This is a genomic window from Limnospira sp. (assembly GCF_051859755.1).
Classification (GTDB): domain Bacteria; phylum Cyanobacteriota; class Cyanobacteriia; order Cyanobacteriales; family Microcoleaceae; genus Limnospira; species Limnospira fusiformis.
In genome coordinates, this window is the sequence record NZ_JBIMLI010000069.1 from 1 (window position 1) to 24679 (window position 24679).

Below are 24679 nucleotides of genomic sequence, written 5' to 3' on the forward strand. Positions count from 1 at the left end.
TTTCTAAAAGCTTTGCGGGATACCGCCTCTGTTACCTTAACGGGTAATAGTGCTATCGTTGCATTGTCCGGGAACAATCGGAAAAATGTCGCGTAAATGTATCAGATTTGCTAACCAATCTTTAACTATATATTGTGTTGGAATCGATGTTGCCGTGAGCATAATGCAAGTAGAACCCTATCAAACTAATTTAAACCCAGTCATATTAGACAGTTTGCCGGATATACCCATCTCCGACAAAGGATGTCCCCGTCGGGCGCGATTACAAATCGACCTGATGTTACTAGCCATTGAAGCCCTCGCCCTGGGGAGTTCCGAACGAATGCTGGTCAAGATATCGGAGTTAGAACTGCAAGGAATTATCCCGAATCGAGTGGTATTATGGCGACTGCGTAGCACTAACCCCCTGCGACGCTACAGCCAACGACAACCCCTCACTCTGAAGGAAGCTAAAGCCCTAGTGGTGATTATTGCCATGATAAGTCGAGAGTTAACAGTGAGAATTCGCCAGTTGCTGATTGACTTTGAGCAAATGCAGCGCAAGCAAATCCCCATAGAACAGCATTTGCAATTATATAGCTATCTGGAAAGGTTCCAGGCTCACTTCCGTAGTCGGATGAATCCTCGGCGCGCGGGTGTAATTGCTTACAACTCCCCAGAGAAACTCAATGATTTAGCGATCGCTTTGCTGGGAAAATTGCTATTCTGTACAGGCACGGCAGGGATGCAACGGTTTTGGATGAGTCTGTTTGATGGAGAGATAGCATGACGATTATACGTCAGTACAGTTTGCCTAACTGCAAGCTGATTTTGCATGGGTTGAGTAGTCCCACAGATAATACCTCAGAAACTCGGCCCCGTTTATCGCGATTGATGAATGCGGAGTGCCATTTTGTCGGTTATCCTCAGCCTATTGTGGGAGGGAAAGAGTTTTTCGAGTGTTTACTGCAACGGGTGAGTCAATACGCCCAAGAATTTCTCAGCGGCGTATCACATCCCCCCTCTGCTAACACTGCTGCTGAGGTTCCTATGGTGGAGTTACGCAGACTAGACAGCAATTTACACCGCCTGATTGTCCGTAATACCCCGTTAGATGGGGATTCCCAGATGAAAACCGATCCGACATCCCCAGTGGAATTAGATTTAACCACGGTGCAGTTATTTGATCTGGTGGAAGCAGTGGATCAGTTTTTCGCTGATTCTGGGACTTTACCTGAGCTTTCCTTGCAGTTAAAAGCTATTCCCAAGCGTTATACTAAGGCAGAGCAATCTGTTACCCAAAGGGCGATACCTGTAGCGGTAGGGGTGTCTGGATTGGCTATTGCAGCGATCGCATTATTTGCTCTGCCAGTTCCAGAGGTTCGGCGACCCCTAGAACCTAATCCTCAAGAGTCCACAGAAACCCAATCACTATCAGAAACTGAAAGACCACCATCAGCCGGACAATCTCCACCACAGGGAGTTAATACAGACACAGAGGGGGAAAATACCACTATTGGCGAACCCGGTGCTACCATTGGCCAGTCTAATTTACAACCTAATTTAGTCTCACCGCCATCTATTGATGACCCCCAGGAAATTGAGAGATTACAGCGAGAATTGTTTGCTCAGATAAACCAAGCATGGGTTGCTCGCATTAACCGAACCCTAGTTTATCGGGTTACAGTAGCCAGTGATGGCAAAATTATAGATTATGAAGCAGTTGAGGATGTTACCCCAGAGGAAGAGGCTCCCATTCCCCTATCAGAGTTACGCTTTCAGCAGGTAGGACCTGACCCAGCAGAACCCCAAGCGGATATGATGGTGATATTTAATCATCCCGCAGGTCCGTTAGAAGTGCGTCCTTGGGAAAACTGATAACCTAATGGCAATTGAGGGTAAATTTATGGCAGATCCAAAACCAAGTAAATCTTCCCCTAAATCCAATTCCGGGGTTTTGGTGGGGCTGTTGTCCTTCATTTTTCGTCTGTTATTGTTGGGGGTAGGTAGTGCTGTGGCTTGGGTAGTGGGAATGGCTGTAGCTCAAGTTTACCCGAACACCAGTTCGGAAATGCCCCTAACTGAACAGTTATTAAGGCGCGAGCCAGCATATCAACCCTCTTTCCCAGACCGAGAAACTCCTAGACTCACTCCCCCCAAAGCGTCGCCTACTTCCCTAACTCCGGAAGTCCAACAAACCTTACAACCCCAACTCCAACAATTACAACAAGATCTCAATGCCTTGATCGGTCGCACCGCCGCCCTAGAAATTCAAATCGGTAATAGTCGGCCAGCAGAAACGTTGGAGAGACGCTTACAAATTATAGAACAGCAATTAACAGCCCCTAGCTCCCCGGAGGCGGAAAATATACCCCCACCAACTCCCCGCACTGCTAGGTCTAGATCTGGAAGTGGCTTGATCATGACTTTACCCAGTGATATTTTATTTAACCCAGGTAGTAGCACTTTGCGCCCTGGGGCTAATGTGATCCTGGATAACTTGATTCCAGATCTGCAAAACTATCGGGGGGCAGTAGTGCGGGTGGCAGGTCATACTGATGATAGCGCTCGCCGTCAGCAAAATCTGGTTTTGTCCTCTGCACAGGCGGAAGCAGTGGTGCAATACCTCTCTAATGCTGTGGACTACCAGGCTTATCATTGGGTGGCGATCGGTTATGGTATGACTCGCCCAGCGTTGGAAAATACCTCGGACATCAATAGACAACTTAACCGCCGCATTGAAGTTGCCATTACCCCCCCCTGAAAAACCTAAATCTAAACACAAAGGGAAAATTTATACATGAGACTGGTTTTTTTTGGTACGCCTGAGTTTGCTGTGCCTAGTTTGCAACGATTATTGACTGATGAGCAATTTCAGGTGGTTGGGGTGGTTACTCAACCAGATAAACGACGGGGACGTGGTAGTAAAACTAGCCCTTCCCCGGTAAAGGCGATCGCATTATGTGCAGGTCTACCAGTTTGGCAACCCCGTCGCCTTAAAAAGGATCCACAAACTTTGGCTAATTTGCGGGAAGTTGAGGCTGATGTTTTTGTGGTAGTCGCTTATGGACAAATCCTCTCCCCGGAACTTTTGCAGATCCCTAAATTAGGATGTGTCAACGCTCACGGCTCGATTTTACCAAAATATCGCGGAGCGGCACCTATTCAGTGGTGTTTATATCATGGCGAGACTGAAACCGGAATTACTACCATGTTGATGAATGAAGGCATGGACACAGGACCCATGCTATTGAAGAGTTACACCCCCATTAGTTGGGAGGACCAAGCAGCTAATTTGGCTGAACGTCTCGCTAATATGGCGGCGGAACTTTTAACGGAGACTTTGCTACAAATGCGATCGCAAACGATACAACCTATTCCCCAGGATGATACTCAAGCTACATTAGCGCCTCTCATTCAGCCAGAAGATTATCAACTTGATTGGTCGAAGTCAGCAGTTGCCCTCCATAATCAAATTAGAGCCTTTTATCCCCATTGTGTCACTACCTTTAGGGGACAAAGTTTGAAAATTAGCGGCTCGGTTCCCTTGGGTTCTGTTCCCCAAATAGAACTTCCTCCACCATTGGCTCGTTTGTCTACCGCCGATCTTAACCCCGGTAACATTGGGGAAATTGTGGCGATCGCCAAACGCTTCGGCCCAATTGTTCAGACCGGGTCAGGATACCTATTGGTTTCCGAAGTCAAGTTACCCGGAAAACGGGTTCAGTCCGGTTGGGATTTTGTCAATGGCACTCGTGTAGCGATCGGAGAAATTCTTGATTAAAATTAGAACTATGCAACCCCAATAATTTGTGTAAGTTTAAATACACCTACTAGCATTAAGAGACTAATATGGTCAGTCCTAGCCCAGAAGTTAATTTTCCTGTCCATTTTCAAAATCATATAGCCTGGGTCAAAATTCCCGATCGCCTCAGTGTATTGGAGGCTGTGGATTTTAAGTCAACTTGTCATAATCTCGTTTTGGGAGATCAGGTTCCACAGGCTATTATTCTCGATTTTAGCGAGACTACATTTATCGATAGCAGCGGAGTCGGTGCCTTAGTCAGTAACCTCAAAGCCGCCAAAAACAAAAATGTGGAACTTTTGCTAAAAAATGTCAGTCCCCAGGTAATGGCGGTTTTTTCTTTAACATCCCTTGATCAGGTTTTAACCTTTCAACAGGATGAACCCGCACCTCATGGGGATAATAGCCAATTACCCGTTACTCATCCTTCCGTTCGCTCTGTGGTTAAACGCTCTATTGATATTGTCGGCGCTCTAGTCGGATTAGTAATTACTGCAGTTTTATCTATTCCAATTGTCATTGCTATTCGCTTTGATAGTCCTGGTCCGATTTTGTTTGGTCAAATTCGTTGCGGTTGGATGGGTAAGCGTTTCCGTATGTGGAAGTTTCGCTCTATGGTGATTAATGCTGAAGAACTCAAAAACACAATTCCTAATCAGGCGAAAGGTCAAATCTTTAAAAATGATCAAGACCCCAGGATTACTAAAGTAGGTCGGTTTTTGCGGCGCACTAGCCTGGATGAATTACCTCAATTTTGGAATGTTTTAATGGGGGAAATGAGCCTAGTCGGCACTCGACCACCTACTCCCGATGAAGTCGAACGTTATGAGGTTCCCCAATGGCAACGCCTAGATGTTAAACCCGGTATGACTGGAGAATGGCAAGTCGGCGGGCGATCGCAGATTAAGGATTTTGAAGATATTATTCGCCTTGATCTCAAATATCAGGAAAACTGGAGCTTGATGTATGATCTCAAAATGATTGTCCGCACGATCGCCATTTTGTTCAAAAAAAATAGTGGTGCAATGTAAGATTAATGGAAGATGAAAGTCTACTAATGCGATCGCATCTTAAAGTAGGTACAGATCTACTGTTTTTAGAGGAAGTATTACAATGGTTTGATCAGATAACTACTCCCTTTTTGCATCCCGATCTGAACTACGAATGCAAGATTGCTATTACCGAAGGGTTCACTAATGCGGTTCGTCATGCACATCATGGATTATCTAAGACCACTCCCATTGATATTCAGGTGGAGATTTTATCTAATTCTATCGAAATCAAACTCTGGGATTTTGGTCAACCTTTTGACTTCCCCAAAACCCTGCATTTGATTCTTAACGAAAAGATTGCACCTTTGGAAAAGGAACAAGGTAGGGGTTTGATTTTGATGTCTAAACTCACCGATGAAGTCACTTATTGTCGCCTGGATGACCATCGTAACTGCCTAACTATGCGACGACATTTCTCTTAACTTTCAGTCATTATATAGAGTGCATCTACTAACTATACCCACCCTAAACTAATTCTCTGAGATCATCTCAGACTGTGACGTTATATAATATAATGGATTTATGATCAGTACAAAATCTTGATTTAGTCAAACACTAAACTAGAGCTATGATAGCCTCACCTACCACTACACCCAGTCGTTCTAGTCAAACCGTCCGTAAGCCTTACCCTAACTATAAGGTAATTGTCCTTAATGACGATTTTAATACCTTTCAGCACGTCGCTAACTGTCTGATGAAATATCTTCCCGGAATGACTAGCGATCAAGCCTGGGAGTTGACCAACCGCGTCCATTATGAAGGTCAGGCGACCGTGTGGGTAGGCCCCCTAGAACAAGCGGAATTGTACCATACCCAACTCAGTCGCGAAGGTTTGACAATGGCTCCCCTAGAAAAAGCCTAATCGTCACCTTCAGCATCTGACATCATAGCCGATCGCATTAATCCCGGCCAGATCAGCAGGAAAAATCCCATCCAGGTCAGGACGGGAACCCCTACAATTACCGATAGCCAAACCTGATGAAAGATTAACCAACTCCCGCTAATTAAGCTAACTCCCGTCAGCATAATTGACCACGGTTGACACCACCAGGGTTTATAGTCCCAAGGATTATCACTTGAGGGTTGATTTTGATTCATTAACTGCCTTTTTGTAATTGCTTAACTAGATGAACTAACTCAGGTAAAATCAGCTTTTCCATAGCTAGTTTAACTGCTCCTTGGGAACCGGGAACCGAAAATAATAGAGTTTCCCGATATACCCCGGCGGTGGCGCGAGAGGCGATCGCACGGGAACCAATATCATCGTAACTCAAAAACCGGAACAGTTCCCCAAAGCCAGGTAAAGTTTTTTCTAGTAACCCCTCAATAGCATCATAAGTCGTGTCTCGTGGTGCTATTCCCGTTCCCCCATTCACAATCACCGCCTGAATTTTAGCATCACCACAGCATTGATTAAGCGCCTGAGTAATCAAGTCCGGTTCATCTTTAATTATCACATAATTTCCTAGATGATGACCATTATCTCTCAGCATTTGCTTAATCAAATCACCGCTTTTATCCGTGGACTCAGTGCGAGTATCACTCACAGTTAAAACGGCACAATTGACGCTAAAACTACCGCTATCTGGGTGAGGAATTGAGCTACTCATAACCATCCTTAACTCTCATGCTAACATTAAGCCAGTTCCATCACCACATCTAAAGTATGTCCTAAAGACTCATAGACTTGGCGCTGTTCAAATACAGTTAAAATATCCCCATTAATCTTATTCGCCGCCGCTTCACTGCGCAGAATTTTCAGAGCTGTAACCGTAAGAAGTCCATGCTTATAAGGTCGATCGCCTGCTGTTAGTGCGTCATAAATATCAGCGATCGCCATCATTTGTGATTGGAGCGGAATTTTCTCCTTTTTCAATCCCAAAGGATAGCCACTACCATCTACCTTTTCATGATGTCCATAGCTAATCTGTGGCACATTTTCCAGTCCCTTAGTCCAGGGAATTTGCTTTAAGAAATTATAGGTATGGGTGACATGACCTTCAATAATTTCGCGTTCGGAAGCCGTCAAATTACCCTGAGTTATTAACAATTGTTCAATCTCTTCTGGTGTCACCAGCGGCTTAATCTTGCCATCTATATCCCGATAGGTAATCTTTGATAAATCATGGAGTTTTTCCAGGGGTTGAGAAGGTAAAATCTCCGGTTCGTTGGCTTCCAGCACCATCTCCCAAAACCCTTGCAACTGCTCAATCTCCTGATTCATTTCCAAATCCATACTTTCAAGAGTTTGACAGTGGGGGCATTCTGTGCTATTCTGGGAGTGGTTGCTGCTGTAGTCTAAAAGCAGTTGATATTTCCTTTGTAGACAGTCTATCTGTAAACTCTGTCGAGCGATCGCAAACCGTTTTTTCATGATTTCCAATTCCCAAGGATAAAGTTTCTTAGCCTTGTTTAAAACAGCTTCAGGAACTCCCACTTTGCCAAAATCATGAAGTAGTGCCGCATAACGTAACTCTTGGAGTTGGCGATCGCTAAATTGTACCGCCGCCAGGGGACCCTCAGATATCTGATTAATTTCCTCCCCCAAACGCACCGTCAAAACTGCCACCCTTTCCGAATGTCCGAAAGTGCAGGGGTCTCGCGCCTCAATGACCTGCACGGAGGTTTTCACAAACCCCTCAAATAGTAACTCAATACTCTCTTGTAAATCACTGCGTTCAATGGAAATCGCCGCCTGAGAAGCGAGACTCCGCAAAATCCGTTCTTCCCAATCAGAATAAGGTTGGGTGTACTCCATGGTATTTTCAGGAGTCAGCACCAGATCAGATTGTCGCTTGCGGTTAATCAGTTGTAGAACCCCCAGGGTTTCCCCTTCCCGGTTTTGCATGGGGAGAACTAAAACCGAGCGAGTCCGATAACAGATATTCTCATCAAAACTGCGATCGAGACGATAAGGCTGTCCCTGTGGTAAGTCGTAAGCATCATCAATGTTGAGACTTTTCCCAGTCAAAGCCACATGACCAGCCAGGCTCCTATCAGTCAGAGCGATCGCAAATTCTCGGAACGACAAATTTGGCAAAGACTGATTTTGAGCCACCTTAAACAGCAGTTTAGGGCGATCATCACTGTAATCTACCAGATAAACACTTCCCGCATCGCTACAGGTAATCTCCCGACTCTTACTGAGGATCAGATTTAACAGCTTCCCCAAATCCAGAGTTCCCGATAGTGCCGTACCGATATCCAACAGCTTTTCAATCAGCAGCGACTGTTCAGTAACCCCTAAAGACACATTAAGATTATCAAAGACCATAATCCCACATCATAACCTAGAACCAGCTTACAGCTACCCAACTTTGTGGAATTCTAGCGGATTTTGGGGCCGTTGATAGAATCTAGCTCAAACTGGAAATTTTCTCAGCCATAGCAAAATCATTTTTAGTCAACCCCCCAGCATCATGGGTAGTCAGGGTAATTGTCACCTTATTATAGGAAATTTCCAAATCCGGGTGATGACCTGCCGCCTCTGCGGGTTCCACCAGTTGATTAACAAAAGCCACCGCTTCCACAAACCCCTTAAAGGTTTTCAGACACTTAATAGTTTTACCCTCAACAGACCATTCGGGAACCTGAGTAGCCATTTGTTGAATTTCAGTTGCACTCAGTAGTTCAGCCATATCAAAAATACACCAATTCTATTACATCTAAAAAAAACTATCCGCTCCCACGGATAACTCAAGCCTTGGATACTACCAGGACATCAGTTAGCGATATGAGAGCGGTCTAGCGGGTCTCTGTTGTTGGAACCTGACTGCCGGAAGGATCTCTCCAATCCAGCCAGACCATTTAGTAGGCTTTTCGGCTCCTAGCAATAGGAACCTAGGCCGAATTTTAGAGGTCAGCCCCGGCGCACAGCCGGCGTTCTCCAACACAGTGACCCATGCGTTTACTACTGTCACTCATGGGCATCACCTCCTGGATATCCGAAACTTGGAAACTAGGATAACACAAAATTCTGAAAGTGCAAGCTCACCGCTGAGAGTTGGCTATTTTGTGATTAATAGGCGATCGCACTTTCTGGACCGAGATGCTGAAATCAGCCACCAGAGAAAACTTTAGTCCAATAATGGTTATAGTCCATCAGATCCCCCGTATCATTTTCCAGGAAATAGTGACCCACCCCAATCTGAGTAAAATCTGGATTAAGAATATTATCACGATGTCCCGGACTATCCATCCATCCCTCAACCACTAACTCCGGCGTAGTATGACCCGCCGCCATATTTTCGGCCAATGGCACTATCAATGTAAACCCTGTGGCCCTAATCCGGTCAGTTAAATTAGATCCATCAATTCCGGTGTGACTAAAAAAGTCTTGCAGTGCCATATTAGTGCTATGGGTACGCGCCGCCTGGGTGAGTAGGGGGTTCAGCCTTAGTGGTTGCAAATCTTCCCTAACTCGTTCTTGATTGACCAATTCCAGCACTTGCTGTTCAAAACGCAAGTTAGAAGCAGTTTCACCTAAGTCTAGTTGAATATCAGCATGATTTGCTGCTCCTAGTTCCCCAATAAAGTCGCGAGTAGTGATTGATTCAACATCGACATTTTCCAGGGTTGCCACAGTCTGACCATCGAGTAAAATCAAGGTAGAGGTATCGGATTGTTTAATCCGTAAATCAGCAATCGTGACCCCATCAGGAACCCGCAATTTATCGATACCAGGCTTAAAGTCGGTAATCAGATCTTGATTGACAGTAGATGATTGCAAAATCAACTGATTAGCACCACTCCCTCCGGTGAGAGTGTCTAAACCTCGATCGCCTGATCAAACGTTATTACCAGACCCGCCGACAATCCAATCATTGCCTACACCCCCATAGATAGTATCATTGCCAGACCCGCCATAAATGGTATCATTGCCCCGATTACCAAATAACAGGTCATCACCAGAACCACCATTCAAGTAATCATCGTTTTGACCGCCATAAATGGTATCATTGCCGGAATTACCGATAATCGTATCATTCCCCTGATGTCCTAAGAGGATGCGTCCTTGTGCATCATTGACCAAATAATCATCACCCGGCAAAAGGGCGATCGCTTGTGGTAATCCCGGACTTGACAAGCGCGCAATTTGCTCATCTGGCAGTTCCGAGACGATCATGAAATCGTTAGCTGGACTAGCCATAGCAAAAGTCAACCCGTTTTGAGTGATGATATCGGAAAACATAATAACAGACCCTTTTTCTGACTATGATAAATCTTGGTTTTACCATCTTCTATGTTTATTCATTAAGAATTATGGATATCCGAATGTTATCCCAGGAGAATAATGATTCTGTAGTGTTGGGGATTGAATAATGCGATCGCGTTCGTCCCCAAATTTGACCATTCGGGGCAAGTTTGTGTTAGGATCTGGAAAATGTGCGGGTAAAACTCCCGTGGCATATCCTCCGGGGGTGAGAATATATAAAATTATTGGGGAGTTCGGGAGAAAAAATTGTTTTTGGTCGTCAGTCTAACTATTATCGTGCCAGGGTAAGAATTGCGCTATACAGGAATACTCTAGCCTCCATCAACAGACTTGATGGGTGGTATGGATCAACCCTCGCTGTCATATTTGTATGAGCCTACAGGTATAACGCCAATATGGAAGCGTGGGGGAAATGTCAAAATGAACTATTACGATCGCAACTTGAGAACATGATTAAATCATTTTTCCATTTGAGCCTGTTACTGGGAGTTATCAGTAGCCATTTGTTAATGAGTCCCATCCTCCCACCGAGGACCGTGGGAGCATCTCTGCTGGGAACCCAGGCGGCTGAAGCATTAACATTAGAGGAAATTCAGGAAAAATTACGGCCAGTCCCAGTATTTACCATTACCGACCCTACCGGTTCCCCCCTAGTGGCCACAGTTCCCGCTGGAGAAAATGGCAGCGGTACCGCTGCGGTAGCAGGGATATTTATTAGCCGTCAGGATGCTCTAAGATTTGTGGAAAATCTGAGAAACAATAACCCTGAATTGGCTAACTCCGTGGAGGTAACAGCAGTTTCTCTGGGGGAAGTCTATAAAATGAGCCAACAGAGTCGCAACCGTCCTGATGATATCCAATTTGCTTATGTTCCGGTGCAGCGAGAGGTAGAATCAGCCCGGGCGGTAATGCAGCAAAGTGGTCGATCGCCTAATGAGTTTAATGGCGTGCCTCTGTTTATGGCAAGAGGAGGCCCAGACAATGGTTATTTAACCATCCAGCGTGGCAATGACCAAGTGATTCCTATGTTCTTCTCTAAACAAGACTTAGAGGGGATGTTATCCCAATTTCAAGAACAGCAACCGGACTTAATATCTTCGGTTACTGTCCAGGTGGTTCCTCTGGAAGCGTTATTAGAAGCCTTCCGAACTGATGATAACCAATTTTTAGATCGGATCATCTTAGTTCCACCCCGGGAAACCTTGGAATTTTTGAGAAATAATTAGGGTTAGGGCAACTTGTGGGGGGGGATTGCTTGTCAACTTCCCCCCATATCATCAGCCTACAGCCTGTTCAGAAATCATCTGATCACCTCTTAAAGTCCCTCTCCCCCTATGGGAGCCAGGATTTAGGGTGAGGGCAATGTATTAAGCGGCTGGTGAACAAGCTGTAAGCAGGTTTTCAGGTGGTGCTAAATGGTGGAAACAGGGGAAAGTGACTATATATCTGGTGAGGAACTGCGACAGTGGCAAAAACAGGCTCAAAATGATGCGATCGCTGCCGAAGTTTCCGCCATAGAATTAGATATGTTTCTGGAAGCACTCACGGATCTGACTCGCCTAGACCTGAGATTAGACGACTTTGGCGATCGCCCATACATTAAACTAAATCAGCCCTGGTCAGCAATTGTCAAACTCTGGGAACGTCGCATCACGGAACGAGTCCCCCTACAGTATCTATTAGGTGTAGTTCACTGGCGAAATTTTACCCTCAAGGTGTCTCCTGCGGTTCTCATCCCCCGTCCAGAGACAGAGTTAATCATTGATATAGCCTATCATGCCGCGCCATCAGCCGGGTCAGGAAATTGGGTAGATATGGGAACAGGTAGTGGTGCGATCGCTTTGGGGTTAGCATCGGTATTCCCCGAAGCCATGATTCATGCTGTAGATTGCAGTTGGTCAGCTTTAGCGATCGCCCTGGAAAATGCCCAAAGTCTAGGTTATCAAAATCGGGTAAAATTTTACCAGGGGTCTTGGTGGGGTCCCCTCCATAGCCTGAAAGGGAAGGTCAGCGGCATGGTGGCAAATCCGCCCTATATTCCTAGCCAGGAGCTACCAAACCTACAACCAGAAGTAATCCTATATGAACCCCCTCTAGCACTCGATGGCGGCGAATCTGGCTTAGACTCCATTCATCATCTAGTACAAACAGCACCCCAATTTTTACAACCTGGGGGTATTTGGATCATAGAAATGATGGCAGGACAGGGAGAAGCGGTTACATCCATGTTAGAATCAGCAGGGTGTTATCGGGATCTTAAAATCCTCCCGGACCTGGCTGGTATTGATAGATTTGCGATCGCTTATCTACAATAAGATTTTATGTAGTTGCTTGGCACAGGGTTAAATGATCGGATCAGATTCAGACCGGGTTCCTAGCGTATCTGTGAGCGATCGCCATCATGGGGACGCTCTGAGTCATACTCATCCCCATGTCCATAGCGAGGAATCACTCAAACGTATTATCAATCGACTCTCGCGCATTGAAGGACATATTCGCGGTGTCAAAACTATGGTCCAAGAAAGTCGCCCCTGTCCCGATGTACTCGTGCAAATTGCCGCCGTTAGGGGGGCTCTCGATCGCGTCGCTAGAATTATCCTAGATGAACATTTAACCGAATGTATAGCCAGAGCAGCTAAAGAAGGTAATATAGACGTGGAAATTGAGGAACTAAAAGCCGCCTTAGACAGATTTCTCCCATGATTGTATCTAGCCAAAACCCTGTCAAAACTTCTCAAATTGCCTTAGCGATGGTCTGGTTGACCTTCGTGATTTATGCCTTTTTCTTAGCGCCGCCAGACCAGCCAGAAATTACTTTTAACTTGATTAAAAACCTGAGTGTAGGGAATTGGGAGGGGATTAATCCCCTGATTATATCCCTATTTAATATCATGGGAATTTGGCCGTTAATTTACTGCTGTGTAATTTTTGCCGATGGTCAAGGTCAAAAAATCCCGGCGTGGCTTTTTGCGATCGCATCTTTTGCCGTGGGTGCCTTCGCCATTTTACCCTATTTGGTGTGGCGCAAACCTAACCCCGAATTTTCTGGAGTTCCCAATCTCTTCATCCGCATTTGGGACAGCAAATTCACAGCCATAGTGCTAATGGTAGGAGCGATCGTTCTAGTCTTTTATGGTATCACTCAGGGAGATTGGCGTGACTTTATCTATCAATGGCAAAATAGCCGTTTTATTCACGTGATGAGCCTGGATTTCTGTTTATTATCAGTATTATTTCCCGCCTTATTAGGAGATGATATCGCGCGGCGCGGCAACCAGGCTCCGACTTGGTTATGGTTGGTGACACTCATTCCCCTATTCGGACCTCTGTTATATCTCTGTGTGCGTTCCCCCCTGTGCGATCGGGCTTGAGTCAGCTATCCATAATTTTCATCAAAGCCTCCTGTCAACCCCTGGGAAAAACCGCAATAATCCCCAGCCGGGAGTGTTAATGACCCTAAAATATCAGTAATTTATCTCATCCTCAACCCAAGGGTCAGGCGAAAATTTACCTCTAAACCTGGTAAAATCTCCTCATCGAATTGCCCGGTAGTACCATGAACAAAATATTATTGAAAACTAGCGCATCTCTACCCCTGCTATTATTATTTGTACTTATCAATGGTTGTTCAGCAGAACCTCAAGCCATTGGTCGCCCACCTGTCCCCGTCAAGATAGAAAACGTAGATACCACCGATGTTCAATCCAGCAGCGAATATAATGCCAGAGTTGAAGGTATCGAAAACTCTATCATCAGACCGCGAGTTAGTGGATTAGTAAAAGAAGTATATGTGCGCTTAGGTGATCAGGTAACTGTAGGAGATCCGATAATTCAAATTGATGGTTCCCAACAGTTAGCCAACTTTGAAGGTACGATCGCCACAGTACAAGCCAGACAGGCTCAATTAAGTGGTGCCGAAGCCGAATTAGAAGCCCTCCGAGCCAACTTAACCAGAACCAGAGCCGAACTATCATTTCAATCTCAAGGAGCCAATTTACAGCGTTCCGAGCGGGAGTTAGAGGCTCAGATTGAAGAACAGGAAAGACTAGAATTTGAACTACAAAACGCCCAAGACAACCTAGAAGGATCCCGTCGCGAATTAGATAGACGCGAAGCAGTGCGACAACAGCGACAGGCTACCTACGAGCGCTACGAGAGATTATGGCAGGAAGGCGTAGTTTCCAGCGAGCTATATGATGAAAAACTGCGGGACAGACAAACCAGCGAGGCTGAGGTAGCTAACCAAGAACAACAAGTTCTCGCCGCCACCGCTAGAGTCCAATCTGCTCGGATGAATTTATCTCGTCAAGGGCGCACCATTGAAGCAGCTAGGGCGAGTGTGGAAAGTTCCCGCCGAGATCTAGAACGCCAAATTGCTACCCTAGAGGCTCAAATAGCCAGCCAGGAGAAAGCTATTGAAGCCCAGCAAGCACAGATAGCCCTCATAGGTAGAGAAATCCAAGGGGCTAGGTCTGGGGCTGTCGCTCAACAAGTACAGTTAGATTACTATAGTGTCGTCGCTCCTATTTCCGGCATTGTCAGTAATGTGCCGATTAAAGCGGGAGATTTGGTCGATAGCCAAACCACCGTTACCACTATCCGACAAAACCAGAACCTAGAGGTTAATATCAATATCCCCATTTCCCTATTACCTCAGTTGAGGGTGGGGATACCTGTACAACTGATAAGCCAAGAAACTGGGGAAGTCATTGGCACCACCAGCATATCCTATATTGCTCCTGACGCCGGAAGTGGGACTCAGACTATTTTGGCTAAAGCCATTTACCCTAACACTAATAATGAACTCCGCACCGATCAAGTAGTCCGAGCTAGGGTAATTTGGCAACAGGAAACTGGGGTGACAGTTCCCACTAATGCCGTCACCCGCATTGGCGCACAGAGTTTTGTGTTTTTAGCACAACAACAAGCTACCCCCTCCGGGGAAACCATTTTAGTCGCTAGACAAGCTCCGGTAACACTGGGAAGCATTCAAGGACAGAGTTTTGAGGTGCTTTCTGGGGTGCAAGCAGGCGATCGCGTTATTACCGAAGGCATACTACAATTGCGAGATGGAACCCCGATACTAGATACCACCCGCCAATAACTAAGCCCTAAAATTGCCATAATCGGGTATTATCAACTTTCATATAGGGGAGAGTTGCTTTGGTTTCTGGCTGATAACATTGATAATCAGGCTACTTTCCCCCCCTCGCTCTAAATTAAGTTCCTTATCTCGATCGCTATGCTTAACCACCTATATTTGATTGTCTATGCTGTTATTTGTTAGCACCTTCATCAAGCGCCCCGTTCTCACTACAGTTTGCTCCATTCTCATTGTATTGGTAGGGGTGATATCTATTCCCCTGTTACCTATTTCTCAACTACCACAACTGGCTAACACTCAAATCAACGTAACTGCAGTCAATATTGGTGCTGATGCCGAAACCACAGAAACCACTGTGACTAGCATCTTAGAGCGGGAAATCAACGGCGTTGATAACATGAGATATATCTCATCAAACACCGCTAATAATGGGGTTTCTAATGTCTCTGTAGCCTTCCCTGTCAACGTTGATCGAGATATTGCCCAGGTTAACGTTAACAATAGAGTATCTCAGGCAGCATCAAGTTTACCTGATGTCGTTCAACAGGTCGGTATCACCGTAGAAGCATCTTCACCCAGTATCCTGTTGGTACTGGGATTTTATTCAGATACTGATCAAAATAACCAGCCTATTTATGACGATGTTTTTATCAGTAACTTCCTAGATTTAAATGTTCTTGATGAAATTACCCGCGCTCCTGGCGTGGGGAGTGTAACCATTTTGGGGGAACGTAGATATGCCATGCGTATTTGGCTAAATCCCCAAAAAATCGCAGCTAGGGGATTAGTTGCTCAAGATGTAGTCGCCGCCTTACGACAGCAAAATATTCAGGTCGGCGCTGGTAAAATTGGTCAGGCTCCCACCCCCCCGGAGCAAAGATTTGAGATCCCCTTGCGCGCTCAGGGTCGCCTTCGAGATGTCTCCGAATTTGAGCAATTGGTGGTTGGTGTCGGAAACGATGGCACTCTGATTAAAATTACAGATGTGGGTCGGGTAGAGTTAGGCGCACAGGACTATAACCTTGACGCAACCTATAACAATCAAGCCGCCGTGGGGATGGCTGTTTACCAAAGACCCGGTAGTAATGCCTTGGAAACAGCCGAGGCGGTCAAGTCAAAGATGCAAGAGTTGAGTGCATCTTTCCCTCCAGGGGTTAGATATGCCATTCCCTATGATACAACTCTATTTGTGCAAGCCTCCCTACAGGAAGTGGTGATCACCCTCCTGCAAACTATTACCCTGGTAATTTTGGTAATTTTTGTGTTTTTGCAGGATTGGCGCACAACCCTGATTCCTACTATTGCTATCCCAGTGGCACTCATTGGCTCAATGGCAGGTCTAAAGGCGATGGGGTTTGAACTCAATACCCTCACACTGTTTGGTTGTACATTGGCGGCGGGTTTGGTCGTTGATGATGCGATCGTCATTGTGGAAGCAGTTTCTAGTAAAATTGCTCAGGGGATGAAGCCACGACAAGCCGCCTTAGACGCAATGGAAGAACTCACTGGCGCTACCATATCCACTTCCTTAGTATTGCTGGCTGTATTTATTCCCGTTGCCTTTTTCCCCGGAACTACTGGAATCATCTTTCAGCAGTTCTCCCTCACCATTACTTTTGCGATTATCTGTTCCACATTTAACGCCCTCAGCTTCTCTCCGACTATGGCTGGGGTGCTATTGCGTCCGGCTAAGAAAACTAAGGGACCTTTAGGATGGTTTTTTGAGAAATTTAACCAAGGTTTTGGCTTCATACAAAATCAATATGCCAAGTTGATTCGGTTTCTGGTGCGGATTAATACCCTGGTGATGGGGATTTTTGTCGGTGGTTTGGTGCTGACTGTCCTTATGTATGGCTGGGTACCTACTGGATTTGTTCCCCAAGAAGACCAAGGCTTCTTTTTGGTAATTCTACAGGGTCCTGATGGCGTATCCCTTAACTACACCGCTAATGCTGCTGAGGAAATTACTGATCTGATCTTAGAAGAACCAGAAGTTGAATCAGTATTCGCGGCGGCGGGGTTTGGTTTTGATGGTCTTAATCCATCCCAGGGGGTGATGTTTGTTCAGCTAAAGCCTTGGAGTGAAAGACCCACCCCGGAACAGTCCGTTTATGGGGTTCTCGGTCGCATTAATCGAGCTTTGAGAGGGGTTACAGCAGTACAGGCTTTTGCGGTTAATGCCGCTCCGGTTCCTGGTATGGGTAGCACTGGGGGGGTGGAAATCCAAATTCAAGACCGCAGTGGTAATTTGCCGATTTCTGCTTTGGTAGAAAATGGTAATCGCTTACTGGCTCAGTTGAACTCTGATAAATATCCGGCTGTGGGTAGGGCTTTTAGCCAGTTTTCTGCATCTAAGGGTCAGAAAAATATCCAGGTATTACGCGATCGCGCTCTGGCTCTCAATGTCAATATCAGTGATGTTTTTAGCACCCTACAGATTTATTTTGGCTCCCTATATGTCAATGATTTTGTCCTCGGACAACGACAATACCGGGTTGTGGCTCAAGCAGAATCCGAGTTTAGGGCTGATCCTTCTGATATCGGCCGTCTATCAGTGCGATCGCTTGATGGGAACTTAATTCCTTTGGAAAACTTGGTTAAGTTTGAAGAAATAGTCGGGCCGGAAATTATCACCCGCTTTAATCTTTATCGATCTATGAGAATTCAGGCTGACCCCGCTCCGGGTTTCAGTTCTGGACAGGTCATTGCAGCTATTGAACAAGCCGCCGCCGAGACCCTTGACCCATCTTTCGGCTATGCTTGGCAAGGAAGCGCTTTAGAGGAAAAAGCTGCTGGCGGTGCGGCGATCGTCATCTTCGGACTCGGATTTGTCATTGCCTTTTTAGTCCTTTCCGCACAATATGAAAGCTACATCGACCCCCTCATTATTATGTTAGCCGTCCCTCTCGCCGTTTTGGGCGCTTTGGCTGCTATTTGGTTCCGTTCTAATGTCTTGATGGCTGGCGGCATTTGGCCTGTAGTTAACAATGATGTTTATGCTCAGGTCGCTCTCGTCATGTTGATTGGTTTGGCTTCTAAAAACTCCATTCTCATTGTCGAGTTTGCTAACCAACTACGAGACAAGGGACTTAATATTCAGAAAGCAGCAGCACTAGCCGCAGAGCAACGCTTCCGACCTATTCAGATGACCGCGATCTCTTCTTTGGTCGGATTCTGGCCTCTGGTAATTGCTTCCGGTGCCGGTGCGTCTAGTCGTTGGTCTTTGGGAACTGCTATCTTTGGCGGAATGTTAGTCGGAACTCTATTGAGTCTCTTGATTACTCCTAACCTCTATATTGCTATTAAAACCCTTGAGGCTCGTTTCCTCAAAGGTGAAAAGCCTCAACCTTCTGATAGTTCTGGCTCTAATGGTTCTGGACCTAATGGGTCTGGCTCTAATGGTTCTGGCTCTAATGGTTCTCAGACCAATGGACATCAACAACACCAACCACAAAGTCAACCCTTAGATCATACCCTTACCGAAAATTAGCACCTGCATTACCTATAAAACTGATTATGTCTGAAGATACACAGCAATTTGAATCTACCGATCTACCTTCTGAAGATCCTACCCCTTCCCCAAATTTACCTCTGGAAACCTCGGAAACTTCCCATGCTCCGGTTAGTTCCTCCTCCCTTGAGGAAAGAGTTACTAAATTGGAGGATACTTTAGCCCAGATTTTGTCTTTGCTTAGTGATAAGTACCGTTACGGACGGTTACAGAATTTGCTGGCTGAGGGAAATTGGCGAGAAGCAGATTTAGAAACTACTAAGGTGATGTTGGAAATTGCTACTCAGGCTTATCATGATGATTTGAAGCCTGATGATGTCATGATTTTTCCCTGTAGCGCTCTACATCTTATCGATAGCCTCTGGGTTAAGTATAGCAATAATCGCTTTGGCTTTAGCGTTCAACGACAAATTTATACCGACTTAGGGGGAGATGATGATATCTCTAAGATTGACATAGATTTGCTTACTCAAGTAAGCGATCGCTTGGGGTGGCGCGAAGAACATAAATGGTTAGATTATCCAGACCTTAACTTTACTATATCTGCCCCCCCTGGATGTCATCCTTCTAACTGGTGGCGATCGGCTTATGGTGCTAAAATGGCAGTCTATTTCCTCGCCAGATTGATTCGATGTGGCGTTTAATCCACCCTGCGCGTGTTTCTGGTGCGTCAGTTATCAATCTTCCCCTTAATATTAGATTTCATCCTTATGACGCACCCCACCTATGGACAAACCCAGGATTAAGGGTTACAATAAATCACATTTTTTCGCAAAATTCACCCTTAATTAATTCAAGAATAAGCTAATGTTTAAAGATTGGTCATCCGATGATTGGATTAATCATATACTCTTCTTTGGTACACTTTTCATGCTGATTGCTTCCTTTATCTTTCTCTAGGCAATTTGATCGATAGGTAACCCTAACTAGCCTGCCACAATTGGGGAAGTATCGTTAATTTTCGTTAATTTTTCGCCTATATAGGATGATTCTCTGTTAGTCTGAAGATAGCCGGTTTGTAAAGCCGTCCTGGAAGGACGGGGTTTCCGACCCAGGAGTTTCCATGAATATAAGGCTAGTGATTTTTTCGGGAATTGTCATGGCTGGTATAGGGTCTGTGTTTGGTTTGGCTATGTCTCATATAGCAGCAAAACCCTATCAATGCTGTGGCGTGGTTTCTGTTCATAATGATGTTGGCTACAGCCAGTCCCGGCATCCCCAAGCATATACTGTAGGGGGAGCCATGATGGGATTTGTCGCCGGGTCTGTTTTGGAAGCCTTGCGCCAAGCTGAACTGGAACATAAGCATAACTAGAAGCCCTAGGAACCCGCAGGTTAACGGGTGTCCCAGAGTTGAGTTACGCGATCGCCATTTTTAGGATGGGTTGGCGATAAATCGTTCCGTCATTTCGTATGCCTCATCATCAACGAACTGTTTTGGCGGATGCTTCATAAAAAAGGCTGAGGGAGAGTCCAACACGCCGCCAAGTCCCCTGTCTAGTCCTAATTTACAGCAGCGGATAGCATCGATAACTACTCCGGCTGAGTTAGGAGAATCTTCCACAGACAGGCGCAATTCGATGTTCATGGGAACATCTCCAAATAGTCGTCCTTCCATGCGGATAAAGCAGACTTTATTATCCTTTTGCCAAGGAACATAATCGCTAGGTCCGACGTGGATATTTTCGTGGGCTAGACGTTCTCGCACCACGCTCTGAACTGCCTCAGTTTTGGACTCTTTTTTCGAGTCGAGGCGGCGACGGTCTAACATATTCAGAAAGTCCGTATTTCCGCCCGTGTTAATTTGGTAAGTGCGATCGATTTTGACTCCTCGCTTTTGAAATTGATTAGCTAAGGCGCGGTGAGTAATAGTTGCGCCTAATTGGGATTTAATATCATCGCCGATAATAGGAACCTTATTAAGTCTAAATTTCTCCTCCCAGAGGGGATTACTGGCGATAAATACGGGGATACAGTTGACGAAACCGACCCCAGCATCTAAGGCACATTCGGCATAAAATTCGGTAGCTTCCTGGGAACCAACAGGCAGATAATTAACTAGAATTTCTGCGCGGGAGTCTTGTAAAATTTTGACTACTTCTGCTTTCGAGGGTTCAGGTCGCGCGCTGGGTTGAAAGCTGTAGCGTTCATCTACATCAACCATGTGTTCTGCTACACCATCGAGAATGCGACCCATTGACACATTAACCCCAGTTGAGGGAACATGAGAACAGAAAACTGTGGTGCAGTTAGGAGGGGCAAAAATTGCCTCTGCTACATCTAAGCCAACTTTTCTGCGATCGATATCAAAGGCGGCGACCACCTCCATATCAGAGGGTTTGTAGCCGCCGATTTCCCAGTGCATAAGCCCAATGGCATCCTGGGGATTTTTGTCGCGATAATATTCAATCCCTTGGATTAAAGAACTCGCACAGTTACCAATACCAACAATTGCGATCCGAATTTTTTCCACAAGCAATCTGTTCCTCGACTCCTAAGTTAAAATAAGTCCTGCCTAGATGCCAAGTTTAGGATATTGACAGCAGCGACAGATCTGTTAATTAATCAAACAGCGATTGTACCTTGGAAGCACCAGGGTTATACCAAGCCTAGGGTTGGGAAAGGGGATTGATCACAAATTTTTAAATCCCTACCATTAATAAATGGTTTTGTCAAGTGCTGGGCTAGGGAAAACCAGGGCAAATCTAACCACCGTTAACCGGATGAGATCTGGGTGTTGAGTCAATTTTGCCCTAGTTTAGCTGTGAGTTGCTATCAGGAAATTTTCAATAATTCCACATCAAAAATTAAGGTAGCATTCGGAGGAATCACGCCACCCGCACCGCGAGCGCCATATCCCAAGTCAGCAGGAATAATCAGTTTTCTGCGTCCCCCTACTTGCATAGAGGCGACTCCCTCATCCCAGCCTTTAATGACTTGACCAACCCCAATTGTAAAGGAAAAAGGCCGATTGCGATCGCGGGAACTGTCGAACTTAGTGCCATCTTCCAGAGTTCCGGTATAGTGAACCGTAACTGTCTGACCCGCTTGGGGACTAGCACCAGTTCCCTCCTGTAAATCCACATACTGGAGACCGGAATCTGTTGTAACTAGGTTTTCTTCTGTATTTGTCATATTTTGAGCAATGGTGAAATTAGCTGTCGGTGCTGCTATACCTCCTGACAGCAAGGAATTGGTAGAAACCTTCCTTTCCTGAACCTTGATTTCGGTTTCAGGTCTGACCTGGGTTCCCATATTGGAAGCATTAGCTTCTTTTCCAGAATAGGTAATTTGAGCAACAATGAGAACCAGGGAACAGGCCACAATTACCCCAAAGCTGATCAAAATTTCTCGCACCTTTTATCGTCCTCCTCAGTTAAGTTAGGGAAAATCATTTTACCAAGAACCGGCTAACTGTTGATTCAGATACATCAAGGGGAGTCATTCCGCCATGGGGACATAGCCAAGGGTTCTGGCTTCCTAGGTTTTGATGAACATGACCCCATTGAGTACACCTGAAATTTGACAGAAAAACTGGTGGTAACTATTCCAGTTTGACAGGTTATGGTCCTTAGCGCCAGTGGCGATTTTCCAAATCTCGGATCTGACGTTCTAAACGGTCTAAGCGTCCCCGCAACTCATCAAGTTCTGCCTGGCGGGGAACACCGATATCCTGCATCATATTTTTAATCTGGCGCTGCATCAACTCTTCCAGGCTTTGTTGATCCATTTTCAGGCGCTGGGTCATCTCATCAATAAAGCGTTTAGCATCATCTGGGTTAAGGGTTCCCTCTTTGACCCACTGATCTGTAACCTCCTGCAATTTCTCGGCTACCAGGGAGGTGGTACCAATGCCGATCATCAAAAGCTGTTTGAGTAAATTGTTGTCATCCATAGGTTTTTAAGTATCTAGTACAATTTAAGCTAGATTTACGGTCAAACAAACTGTATCACTTTTCACTTTTTTTGTTGGAAGCCCCCTACTGTCGATCGCTATTGATTTTCCTATGCCAGAATGTCCCCGTTGTCGTCAACCCGTTGATTCTCAGGCGATCGCCTGTCCCTACTGCAAATATGAACTCAAGGCTTTTGGTCATCCGGGTATTCCGTTACACCGCGCTGATCAAGGGGAGTTTCTGTGCCAGAGTTGTCTTTATCATGAAGACGACACCTGCAACTTTCCCAAACGTCCTTATGCCAGGGAATGCACTCTCTATCAAGACCGGAGTAAACCAATTGTGCCTCAGCCGTTTGTCAACCACCAGGGGAGATTTCCACACTCTGTGGGTGAATGGGTACGAAGAAACCCCCTAGGGCTGGCTATTGTGATTATTATCATCATCAGTGTCTTACTAGCTTTGTAGCCGGGGAAGGCGCTACGATCGCACTACGGAACGGATCTGCTGCCAGAGGCGCTGATATTGTTGCATACTGGCAACAGTTAGGGGCAGCAAAAATTCACTGCGTTCTAAAATATCGGTATCCGGTAACAGTTGCGGATTTTCCCGTAAATCCTTGGGTAAATCGGCTCGCGACATTCCCCAAACTATGGGAGAGGTTGCGCCAGTCAATAATGACATTTGGGTAGCTATTTCAGGTTGCCAACAAAAATCAATCCAGGCTTGAACTAGGGGGTTATTCGTGGCACTGGTGGCGATCGGTTTGACCCACACATCAGACCATAAAGCAGTACCAGATTTAGGGATAGCGATCGCTATATTATGTTGTCGTTGCACTTGGGGAGAAATATCTCCCGACCAACCGACAGCCAGCCAAGTATCACCCAAAATTAGGGGTTTGAGATAGTTATTAGAATCATAGAGGCGGACATTTTGGTGTAGTTGTTCCAATTCCGCTTTCAAGTCGGGAACTAGATCCAGATCAGGGGTGTTGTAGGAGTAGCCCAATTTTTTCAGGGTTAAACCAATCACCTCTCGCGCTTGATCTAATAGGGAGATACGACCCTGGCACTCAGACCGCCATAGGTCTTGCCAGTCGGTTGGAGTCCAGCCTAATTTCTCAAATCTATCAACCCGATAAGCGATCGCTGTTGTCCCCCAGCGATAGGGAGCGCCCCAAATTTGACCTTCTGGGGAGTTGCTCAATTCTCCATTTGGGTTACGTCTAACTAGGTTTTGCCAGTTTTCGGGTAATTGCTGCCACTGGGATAAATCCTCTGGGTTGAGGGGTTCGATTAATTCCTCTCTAATGGCTGCTGATAGCCAATAGTCGCCAATCATGACTAAATCAGCGGGGTTGCTAGTGGCTTCGGCTTGTAATTCCTGGTAGAGGTCTTCGAGATTAAACTTGGGTACAAAACTTAACCCAGGCCGCTGCGGTTGTTGGCGGCGAAAGCGGTTTACCAGTTGAACGGGAACAGAGCCATTTAGCAACTCGACCCGAAAATTTGTGGGGGTATCACATCCCCCGATTAATTCCGCCAGTGCTAATAGACTTGTTCCCCACAGGAAAGATCGTCGGTTCAGTGACATATTTATAAGGTGGGGTGGCGTTCCCCGATTCTTGACCCTCACCTGTACGGGGGTGATCGCGATGGGTTGCCACTTTGTTGTTTAGAACCATTGTACTGTCATTACTGGCTTAAATCTCATCAGAGAAAATTTGGTAACATCAGACACAACACTTGCTTTAATTATCGGATTTAATTCTGGTCAAATATTTAGTCAAGCCCTCTGGGCTGGGAATTGGTGGAGTGATGGCAGCCTTCAACCGTAAATATACTTATGCAAATTAGTGGGAAATAGTCTCGCCCATGATTATGAATATATATGGGGGAATTCTTTAAGTTATATTAAGGTTTGAACTGCCAGAGATTGACTCTGGTATAGGAGCATGATTTAATCTCAAATTAGGTTAATATTTTAGGGCAATACGGTATAATAAGCGAGAAGAGTTGAGGATAAACCTATTGCCAAATATGTCAAACCCAAGGAAGCCGCCCAAATCCTTGGAGTCCATGAAAGAACACTCCGCAGATGGGACGACAATGGCT

Annotated in this window: 27 protein-coding genes; 17 read left to right on the forward strand and 10 right to left on the reverse strand. The window is 45.7% G+C overall.

Translation table 11 applies throughout. The features are described 5' to 3' along the window. Window positions 1–163 precede the first annotated feature (163 nt). From ACTIE0_RS13385 to clpS, 7 genes are all read left to right on the forward strand, one after another. Window positions 164–769: a DUF3038 domain-containing protein gene (locus ACTIE0_RS13385; protein WP_006620713.1), complete on the forward strand. Its 606-nt coding sequence runs from the start codon at window positions 164–166 to the stop codon at window positions 767–769. Beyond that, the gene (locus tag ACTIE0_RS13390) at window positions 766–1857 is read left to right on the forward strand and encodes a DUF4335 domain-containing protein (RefSeq protein WP_006670149.1); all 1092 of its coding nucleotides are present in this window, start codon (window positions 766–768) and stop codon (window positions 1855–1857) included. The genes ACTIE0_RS13385 and ACTIE0_RS13390 overlap by 4 nt, the downstream gene beginning before the upstream one ends. A gap of 28 nt (window positions 1858–1885) precedes the next feature. Beyond that, window positions 1886–2743, forward strand: coding sequence for an OmpA family protein (locus tag ACTIE0_RS13395; protein ID WP_006670150.1), 858 nt, complete (start codon window positions 1886–1888; stop codon window positions 2741–2743). A gap of 36 nt (window positions 2744–2779) precedes the next feature. After that, window positions 2780–3763 carry a methionyl-tRNA formyltransferase gene (gene fmt, locus ACTIE0_RS13400; protein WP_006670151.1) on the forward strand — a complete coding sequence of 328 codons (984 nt, stop codon included), beginning with the start codon at window positions 2780–2782 and terminating at the stop codon, window positions 3761–3763. Between the two features lie 68 nt (window positions 3764–3831). After that, window positions 3832–4815: a sugar transferase gene (locus ACTIE0_RS13405; RefSeq protein ID WP_006670152.1), complete on the forward strand. Its 984-nt coding sequence runs from the start codon at window positions 3832–3834 to the stop codon at window positions 4813–4815. A 5-nt stretch (window positions 4816–4820) separates the two neighbouring features. Then, a complete protein-coding gene (locus tag ACTIE0_RS13410; RefSeq protein ID WP_006670153.1) occupies window positions 4821–5258 on the forward strand; it encodes an ATP-binding protein in 438 nt (145 codons plus the stop codon). A gap of 146 nt (window positions 5259–5404) precedes the next feature. Then, complete coding sequence (gene clpS / locus ACTIE0_RS13415) at window positions 5405–5698, forward strand: ATP-dependent Clp protease adapter ClpS (protein WP_006620719.1); 294 nt, start codon at window positions 5405–5407, stop codon at window positions 5696–5698. Here the strand turns inward: clpS and ACTIE0_RS13420 are convergent. From ACTIE0_RS13420 to ACTIE0_RS13445, 6 genes are all read right to left on the reverse strand, one after another. Continuing rightward, window positions 5695–5934 carry a DUF6737 family protein gene (locus ACTIE0_RS13420; protein ID WP_006620720.1) on the reverse strand — a complete coding sequence of 80 codons (240 nt, stop codon included), beginning with the start codon at window positions 5932–5934 and terminating at the stop codon, window positions 5695–5697. The two genes, clpS and ACTIE0_RS13420, sit on opposite strands and share 4 nt — an antisense overlap. After that, window positions 5934–6446, reverse strand: coding sequence for a MogA/MoaB family molybdenum cofactor biosynthesis protein (locus tag ACTIE0_RS13425; RefSeq protein WP_006620721.1), 513 nt, complete (start codon window positions 6444–6446; stop codon window positions 5934–5936). Before ACTIE0_RS13425 ends, ACTIE0_RS13420 begins: the two co-directional genes overlap by 1 nt. A gap of 26 nt (window positions 6447–6472) precedes the next feature. After that, a complete protein-coding gene (locus ACTIE0_RS13430) occupies window positions 6473–8110 on the reverse strand; it encodes an HD domain-containing phosphohydrolase (protein ID WP_006670154.1) in 1638 nt (545 codons plus the stop codon). Window positions 8111–8192: 82 nt separating this feature from the next. After that, a complete protein-coding gene (locus ACTIE0_RS13435) occupies window positions 8193–8474 on the reverse strand; it encodes a 4a-hydroxytetrahydrobiopterin dehydratase (RefSeq protein WP_006670155.1) in 282 nt (93 codons plus the stop codon). 419 nt (window positions 8475–8893) lie between these two features. Further along, window positions 8894–9565 (reverse strand): CAP domain-containing protein, encoded by a 672-nt coding sequence (locus ACTIE0_RS13440; RefSeq protein ID WP_235720257.1) that lies wholly within the window; start codon window positions 9563–9565, stop codon window positions 8894–8896. Window positions 9566–9622: 57 nt separating this feature from the next. Further along, complete coding sequence (locus ACTIE0_RS13445; RefSeq protein WP_006670157.1) at window positions 9623–10027, reverse strand: calcium-binding protein; 405 nt, start codon at window positions 10025–10027, stop codon at window positions 9623–9625. A 473-nt stretch (window positions 10028–10500) separates the two neighbouring features. On the opposite strand from ACTIE0_RS13445, the gene ACTIE0_RS13450 reads away from it, so the two are divergent. From ACTIE0_RS13450 to ACTIE0_RS13485, 8 genes are all read left to right on the forward strand, one after another. After that, on the forward strand, window positions 10501–11277 hold the full coding sequence (locus ACTIE0_RS13450) for a Tic22 family protein (RefSeq protein WP_311737396.1): 777 nt from the start codon (window positions 10501–10503) through the stop codon (window positions 11275–11277). A gap of 189 nt (window positions 11278–11466) precedes the next feature. Next, on the forward strand, window positions 11467–12366 hold the full coding sequence (prmC, locus tag ACTIE0_RS13455; protein WP_006620727.1) for a peptide chain release factor N(5)-glutamine methyltransferase: 900 nt from the start codon (window positions 11467–11469) through the stop codon (window positions 12364–12366). Window positions 12367–12397: 31 nt separating this feature from the next. Beyond that, window positions 12398–12754, forward strand: a complete 357-nt coding sequence (locus tag ACTIE0_RS13460; protein WP_006620728.1) for a metal-sensing transcriptional repressor — start codon at window positions 12398–12400, stop codon at window positions 12752–12754. Next, entirely contained in the window at window positions 12751–13422 is a 672-nt protein-coding gene (locus tag ACTIE0_RS13465; RefSeq protein ID WP_006620729.1) for a hypothetical protein, read from the forward strand. The genes ACTIE0_RS13460 and ACTIE0_RS13465 overlap by 4 nt, the downstream gene beginning before the upstream one ends. A 185-nt stretch (window positions 13423–13607) precedes the next feature. Further along, the gene (locus ACTIE0_RS13470) at window positions 13608–15155 is read left to right on the forward strand and encodes an efflux RND transporter periplasmic adaptor subunit (RefSeq protein WP_006668019.1); all 1548 of its coding nucleotides are present in this window, start codon (window positions 13608–13610) and stop codon (window positions 15153–15155) included. Window positions 15156–15321: 166 nt separating this feature from the next. After that, on the forward strand, window positions 15322–18645 hold the full coding sequence (locus ACTIE0_RS13475) for an efflux RND transporter permease subunit (RefSeq protein ID WP_006668020.1): 3324 nt from the start codon (window positions 15322–15324) through the stop codon (window positions 18643–18645). A 26-nt stretch (window positions 18646–18671) separates the two neighbouring features. Beyond that, a complete protein-coding gene (locus ACTIE0_RS13480; protein ID WP_006668021.1) occupies window positions 18672–19310 on the forward strand; it encodes a GUN4 domain-containing protein in 639 nt (212 codons plus the stop codon). Between the two features lie 419 nt (window positions 19311–19729). Further along, window positions 19730–19981: a hypothetical protein gene (locus ACTIE0_RS13485; protein ID WP_006668022.1), complete on the forward strand. Its 252-nt coding sequence runs from the start codon at window positions 19730–19732 to the stop codon at window positions 19979–19981. A 60-nt stretch (window positions 19982–20041) separates the two neighbouring features. Here the strand turns inward: ACTIE0_RS13485 and ACTIE0_RS13490 are convergent, their stop codons facing one another. The 3 genes from ACTIE0_RS13490 to ACTIE0_RS13500 all read right to left on the reverse strand — a co-directional run bounded on the left by ACTIE0_RS13490 (window position 20042) and on the right by ACTIE0_RS13500 (window position 22561). Continuing rightward, on the reverse strand, window positions 20042–21139 hold the full coding sequence (locus ACTIE0_RS13490; RefSeq protein WP_006620736.1) for an inositol-3-phosphate synthase: 1098 nt from the start codon (window positions 21137–21139) through the stop codon (window positions 20042–20044). 302 nt (window positions 21140–21441) lie between these two features. Beyond that, the gene (locus ACTIE0_RS13495; RefSeq protein WP_006620737.1) at window positions 21442–22023 is read right to left on the reverse strand and encodes an FKBP-type peptidyl-prolyl cis-trans isomerase; all 582 of its coding nucleotides are present in this window, start codon (window positions 22021–22023) and stop codon (window positions 21442–21444) included. Window positions 22024–22237: 214 nt separating this feature from the next. Continuing rightward, on the reverse strand, window positions 22238–22561 hold the full coding sequence (locus ACTIE0_RS13500; RefSeq protein WP_006620739.1) for a phasin family protein: 324 nt from the start codon (window positions 22559–22561) through the stop codon (window positions 22238–22240). A gap of 112 nt (window positions 22562–22673) precedes the next feature. Between ACTIE0_RS13500 and ACTIE0_RS13505 the strand changes: the two genes are divergently transcribed. Further along, window positions 22674–23030 carry a zinc ribbon domain-containing protein gene (locus ACTIE0_RS13505; protein ID WP_006620740.1) on the forward strand — a complete coding sequence of 119 codons (357 nt, stop codon included), beginning with the start codon at window positions 22674–22676 and terminating at the stop codon, window positions 23028–23030. A gap of 12 nt (window positions 23031–23042) precedes the next feature. On the opposite strand, the gene ACTIE0_RS13510 is transcribed toward ACTIE0_RS13505, so the two are convergent. Then, a complete protein-coding gene (locus ACTIE0_RS13510; protein ID WP_006620741.1) occupies window positions 23043–24158 on the reverse strand; it encodes an extracellular solute-binding protein in 1116 nt (371 codons plus the stop codon). Between the two features lie 436 nt (window positions 24159–24594). Between ACTIE0_RS13510 and ACTIE0_RS13515 the strand changes: the two genes are divergently transcribed. After that, window positions 24595–24679: MerR family DNA-binding transcriptional regulator (locus ACTIE0_RS13515; protein ID WP_439516917.1), on the forward strand; the 85-nt coding region annotated here is incomplete at its 3' end.

Bases quoted from the DNA above. Each gene is read 5' to 3' on its own strand.
- ACTIE0_RS13385 (WP_006620713.1), top strand. From the start codon at position 164: ATGCAAGTAGAACCCTATCAAACTAATTTAAACCCAGTCATATTAGAC.
- ACTIE0_RS13390 (WP_006670149.1), top strand. From the start codon at position 766: ATGACGATTATACGTCAGTACAGTTTGCCTAACTGCAAGCTGATTTTG.
- ACTIE0_RS13395 (WP_006670150.1), top strand. From the start codon at position 1,886: ATGGCAGATCCAAAACCAAGTAAATCTTCCCCTAAATCCAATTCCGGG.
- fmt (WP_006670151.1), top strand. From the start codon at position 2,780: ATGAGACTGGTTTTTTTTGGTACGCCTGAGTTTGCTGTGCCTAGTTTG.
- ACTIE0_RS13405 (WP_006670152.1), top strand. From the start codon at position 3,832: ATGGTCAGTCCTAGCCCAGAAGTTAATTTTCCTGTCCATTTTCAAAAT.
- ACTIE0_RS13410 (WP_006670153.1), top strand. From the start codon at position 4,821: ATGGAAGATGAAAGTCTACTAATGCGATCGCATCTTAAAGTAGGTACA.
- clpS (WP_006620719.1), top strand. From the start codon at position 5,405: ATGATAGCCTCACCTACCACTACACCCAGTCGTTCTAGTCAAACCGTC.
- ACTIE0_RS13420 (WP_006620720.1), bottom strand. From the start codon at position 5,934: ATGAATCAAAATCAACCCTCAAGTGATAATCCTTGGGACTATAAACCC.
- ACTIE0_RS13425 (WP_006620721.1), bottom strand. From the start codon at position 6,446: ATGAGTAGCTCAATTCCTCACCCAGATAGCGGTAGTTTTAGCGTCAAT.
- ACTIE0_RS13430 (WP_006670154.1), bottom strand. From the start codon at position 8,110: ATGGTCTTTGATAATCTTAATGTGTCTTTAGGGGTTACTGAACAGTCG.
- ACTIE0_RS13435 (WP_006670155.1), bottom strand. From the start codon at position 8,474: ATGGCTGAACTACTGAGTGCAACTGAAATTCAACAAATGGCTACTCAG.
- ACTIE0_RS13445 (WP_006670157.1), bottom strand. From the start codon at position 10,027: ATGTTTTCCGATATCATCACTCAAAACGGGTTGACTTTTGCTATGGCT.
- ACTIE0_RS13450 (WP_311737396.1), top strand. From the start codon at position 10,501: ATGATTAAATCATTTTTCCATTTGAGCCTGTTACTGGGAGTTATCAGT.
- prmC (WP_006620727.1), top strand. From the start codon at position 11,467: ATGGTGGAAACAGGGGAAAGTGACTATATATCTGGTGAGGAACTGCGA.
- ACTIE0_RS13460 (WP_006620728.1), top strand. From the start codon at position 12,398: ATGATCGGATCAGATTCAGACCGGGTTCCTAGCGTATCTGTGAGCGAT.
- ACTIE0_RS13465 (WP_006620729.1), top strand. From the start codon at position 12,751: ATGATTGTATCTAGCCAAAACCCTGTCAAAACTTCTCAAATTGCCTTA.
- ACTIE0_RS13470 (WP_006668019.1), top strand. From the start codon at position 13,608: ATGAACAAAATATTATTGAAAACTAGCGCATCTCTACCCCTGCTATTA.
- ACTIE0_RS13475 (WP_006668020.1), top strand. From the start codon at position 15,322: ATGCTGTTATTTGTTAGCACCTTCATCAAGCGCCCCGTTCTCACTACA.
- ACTIE0_RS13480 (WP_006668021.1), top strand. From the start codon at position 18,672: ATGTCTGAAGATACACAGCAATTTGAATCTACCGATCTACCTTCTGAA.
- ACTIE0_RS13485 (WP_006668022.1), top strand. From the start codon at position 19,730: ATGAATATAAGGCTAGTGATTTTTTCGGGAATTGTCATGGCTGGTATA.
- ACTIE0_RS13500 (WP_006620739.1), bottom strand. From the start codon at position 22,561: ATGGATGACAACAATTTACTCAAACAGCTTTTGATGATCGGCATTGGT.
- ACTIE0_RS13505 (WP_006620740.1), top strand. From the start codon at position 22,674: ATGCCAGAATGTCCCCGTTGTCGTCAACCCGTTGATTCTCAGGCGATC.
- ACTIE0_RS13510 (WP_006620741.1), bottom strand. From the start codon at position 24,158: ATGTCACTGAACCGACGATCTTTCCTGTGGGGAACAAGTCTATTAGCA.